This is a genomic window from Actinokineospora sp. (assembly GCF_052390155.1).
In the GTDB taxonomy this organism is placed as follows: Bacteria; Actinomycetota; Actinomycetes; order Mycobacteriales; family Pseudonocardiaceae; genus Actinokineospora.
On the sequence record NZ_JBQTHF010000050.1, the window covers coordinates 1 to 3590 of the forward strand.

At 71.1% G+C, this 3590-nt stretch carries 2 protein-coding genes and 1 pseudogene; 2 read left to right on the forward strand and 1 reads right to left on the reverse strand.

Annotated elements, in window-relative coordinates; genetic code table 11:
* A pseudogene (locus tag ACT4N7_RS17345) lies at positions 1-329 on the forward strand (cation acetate symporter); the annotation flags it as partial.
* Positions 330-393: 64 nt separating this feature from the next.
* Here ACT4N7_RS17345 and ACT4N7_RS17350 read toward each other — a convergent pair.
* Positions 394-1119: a S1 family peptidase gene (locus tag ACT4N7_RS17350; protein WP_444829790.1), complete on the reverse strand. Its 726-nt coding sequence runs from the start codon at positions 1117-1119 to the stop codon at positions 394-396.
* 321 nt (positions 1120-1440) lie between these two features.
* On the opposite strand from ACT4N7_RS17350, the gene paaZ reads away from it, so the two are divergent.
* Positions 1441-3465 (forward strand): phenylacetic acid degradation bifunctional protein PaaZ, encoded by a 2025-nt coding sequence (paaZ, locus tag ACT4N7_RS17355; RefSeq protein WP_444829791.1) that lies wholly within the window; start codon positions 1441-1443, stop codon positions 3463-3465.
* Positions 3466-3590: the final 125 nt, after the last annotated feature.

Below are 3590 nucleotides of genomic sequence, written 5' to 3' on the forward strand. Positions count from 1 at the left end.
CGGCGAACCTGCCGACGATCCTGTACTCGCTGTTCTGGAGGCGGTTCAACACCTCCGGCGCGCTGTGGAGCATCTACGGTGGCCTCGGGGTGTGCGTGACGCTGATCGTGTTCTCCCCGGCCGTGTCGGGCAAGGCGACCTCGATGTTCCCGTCCGCGGACTTCGACTGGTTCCCGTTGGCCAACCCGGGCCTGGTGTCCATCCCGGTGTCGTTCTTCCTCGGCTGGCTCGGCACCGTGCTGTCGAAGGACCACAACCAGGAGAAGTACGCCGAGATGGAGGTCCGCTCGCTCACCGGTGTGGGTGCGGAGAAGGCGACCGCGCACTAGCCGGATCGTCCCCGAACCGAGGCCCCGCGCGTCCGCAGAGGATGCGCGGGGCCTCGCCAGGCCACTAGACGCCCGCGACGCTGCGGATCCAGCTCCGGTAGGTCGTCACGTTGGTGTAGTTGGTGACCGTCGCCCGGTCGCTGGTGGACGCCACGCCGACCTGGCGGCCGCCCGCGCCGATCATCGGGCCGCCGGAGTCGCCGCCCGCGGTGATGCCGTTGATCCGGGTCGCCCGCACCGCCACGCCGTTGTAGGCGTCGCGCGCGTTGACCGAGCTGACCCGGACGTGGGCGTACTTCAGGTAGCGCGACTGGCAGTTGATCTCCGGCTGGTTGGTGCAGGTCGCGCCCCAGCCGTACACCTGCACGGTCTGGCCCACCCGCACGTCGGCCGACGTGCCCAGCGGCGCGTAGGTCGCCGACACGCTGCGGTCCAGCCGGGCGATCGCCAGGTCGGACGACGAGTGCCGGTAGATCTGCGCCGCGTTGGCCACGGTGCCGCCGGTGGTCTGGTCCAGGCTGCCGATCCTGAAGCTGATCGTGCCGCTGTCGACACAGTGCTTCGCGGTGAGCACGTACCGCGGCGCGATGATCGTCGCCGAGCACGCCTGCTGTCCGTTGGCGAACAGCCGGGCGGCCCACGGCGCGTTGGTCGCCGTGCCGCCGCCGATGATCATCGGGGTGAACGTCGGGTCCGGTTCCGCCGCGGCCGGGGCCGCACCCGCGGCGGGCGCCGCGGCGAGTAGTGCGAGAGCGGCACCGACGGCACTCAGCGCGTACTTCGTCCTCATGTGCTTCTCGATTCTGCGGCCGTAACCGCGGCAGGGGTGAATCGGGAATTCGCCGAATGGAATTCACCCATTCGGGCGGGGTCGATCGTCGACGCGCGACCAGCCGAAACCCGACCCTGGCTAGGGGCTGTCGCAATGCGGGCCCGGTCGATCACGTTTCGCGTGGTCACCTTTTCACTCGAAAGTGTTGGCTCGCAAGAGTGCGTTCTTCCCAGCCATTCCCAGCCATTCCCGGTCGTCCCGCGCCGCGGAGGATCTAGCATGAATCACCGACGGGCGCCGGTGTGTCGCCGCCCGCGGACCTGGAGGAGGTCGAAGTCGATGGCGCTGCTGCGCAGCTACGTCTCGGGCCAGTGGTACGCACCGGCCGACGGGGCGCCCCTGCACGACGCGGTGACGGGGGAGGAGGTCGCCCGGATCTCCTCGGCGGGCGTCGACATGGCCGCCGCGCTCGACCACGGCAGGCGCGTCGGCGGCCCCGCGCTGCGCGAACTGACCTTCCACCAGCGCGCCGCGCTGCTCAAGGTCCTCGCCTCGCACCTGTCCGAGCACAAGGACGAGCTGTACGCGCTCTCGGCCCGCACGGGCGCCACCCAGCGCGACTCGCTGGTCGACGTCGACGGCGGCATCGGCACGCTGTTCGCCTACAGCGGCAAGGGCCGCCGCGAACTGCCCAACGCCAAGGTCTACGTCGACGGCGCCGTCGAGCCGCTGAGCAAGGGCGGAACCTTTGTCGGCCAACACATCTGCACGCCGCTGCGTGGTGTCGCGGTGCAGATCAACGCGTTCAACTTCCCGGTCTGGGGGCCGCTGGAGAAGTTCGCGCCCGCGTTCGTCGCGGGCGTGCCCAGCCTGGTCAAGCCCGCCAGCCAGACCGCGTACCTGACCGAGAAGCTGGTCGAGCTGATCATCGCTTCGGGCATCCTCCCCGAGGGCAGCCTGCAGCTCGTCTGCGGCAGCGCGGGCGACCTGCTCGATCACCTCACTCCCCAGGATCTGGTCTCCTTCACCGGATCCGCGTCCACCGCGCGGAAATTGCGCACGCACGAGGCGGTCGCGCGCAACTCGGTGCGCTTCAACGCCGAGGCCGATTCGCTGAACTGCTCGGTCCTCGGCCCCGACGCCACCCCCGGCACGCCTGAGTTCGACCTGTTCGTCAAGCAGCTCGTCACGGAGATGACCGTCAAGGCAGGCCAGAAGTGCACCGCCATCCGGCGCGCGTTCGTGCCCGCGGCCGTGCTGGACGACGTCGCCGCGGCCACCGCCGAGCGGCTCGCCAAGATCACCGTCGGCAACCCGGCGAACCCGGACGTGCGGATGGGCGCGCTCGCCGGGCTGGAGCAGCGCGAGGAGGTCCGCCGCTCGCTCAAGGCCCTGCTCGACGCGGGCAGTGTCGTCTTCGGCGACCCCGCGCACGTCGAGGTGCTCGACGCCGACGCCGAGCGCGGCGCGTTCCTCTCCCCGGTGCTGCTGCGCGCCGACGACACCGACCGCGCCGAGCCGCACCAGGTCGAGGCGTTCGGGCCGGTCAGCACGCTGATGCCGTACACCTGCACCGAGCACGCGATCGAACTGGTCGTGCGCGGCCAGGGCAGCCTTGTCGGCTCGGTGGTGACCGGGGACGCCGACTTCGCCCGCGAGGTCGTACTCGGCGTCGCGCCGTGGCACGGCAGGCTGCTCGTGCTCGACACCGACGACGCCAAGGAGTCCACCGGCCACGGCTCCCCGCTGCCCGCCCTCGTGCACGGCGGCCCGGGCCGCGCGGGCGGCGGCGAGGAACTCGGCGGCATCCGCGGTGTCCTGCACCACCTGCAGCGCACCGCCGTGCAGGCGAGCCCCCGGGTGCTCGGCGAGATCACCGGCCAGTGGGTACCCGGCGCGCCGCGCGGGAATGACGGCGTGCACCCGTTCCGCAAGTCACTGGCCGACCTGCGCGTCGGCGACTCGGTGGTCGCGGGCCCCCGCGCGGTCACCCAGGCCGACATCGACCACTTCGCCGAGTTCACCGGCGATACCTTCTACGCCCACACGGACCCGGCCGCCGCCGCCGCGAACGAGCTGTTCGGCGGCATCGTCGCGCACGGCTACCTGGTGGTCTCGTTCGCCGCGGGCCTGTTCGTCTCGCCGGAACCCGGTCCCGTGCTGGCCAACTACGGCCTGGAGAACCTGAGGTTCATAACCCCCGTCTACCCGGGCGACGAGCTGACCGTGACGTTGACGGCCAAGCAGATCACCCCTCGGGAGAACGCCGAGTACGGCGAGGTGCGCTGGGACGCCGACGTGACCAAACAGGACGGCACCTCAGCCGCCAAGTACGACGTGCTCACGCTGGTGTCCAAGCAGTAGCGCGAAAGCGGGCGATGTCCCCAATGGGCATAGCCCGCGTAGCCAGTTCCAGGCGCCCCCCCACCCCGGGCAGACCGACCACGGCGGGTGTGGGTTGTTGGACGCGGGCCCGGGGGGCCGGCCCC

Coding starts and splice junctions, on each gene's coding strand:
- paaZ (WP_444829791.1), top strand. CDS start 1,441: ATGGCGCTGCTGCGCAGCTACGTCTCGGGCCAGTGGTACGCACCGGCC.
- ACT4N7_RS17350 (WP_444829790.1), bottom strand. CDS start 1,119: ATGAGGACGAAGTACGCGCTGAGTGCCGTCGGTGCCGCTCTCGCACTA.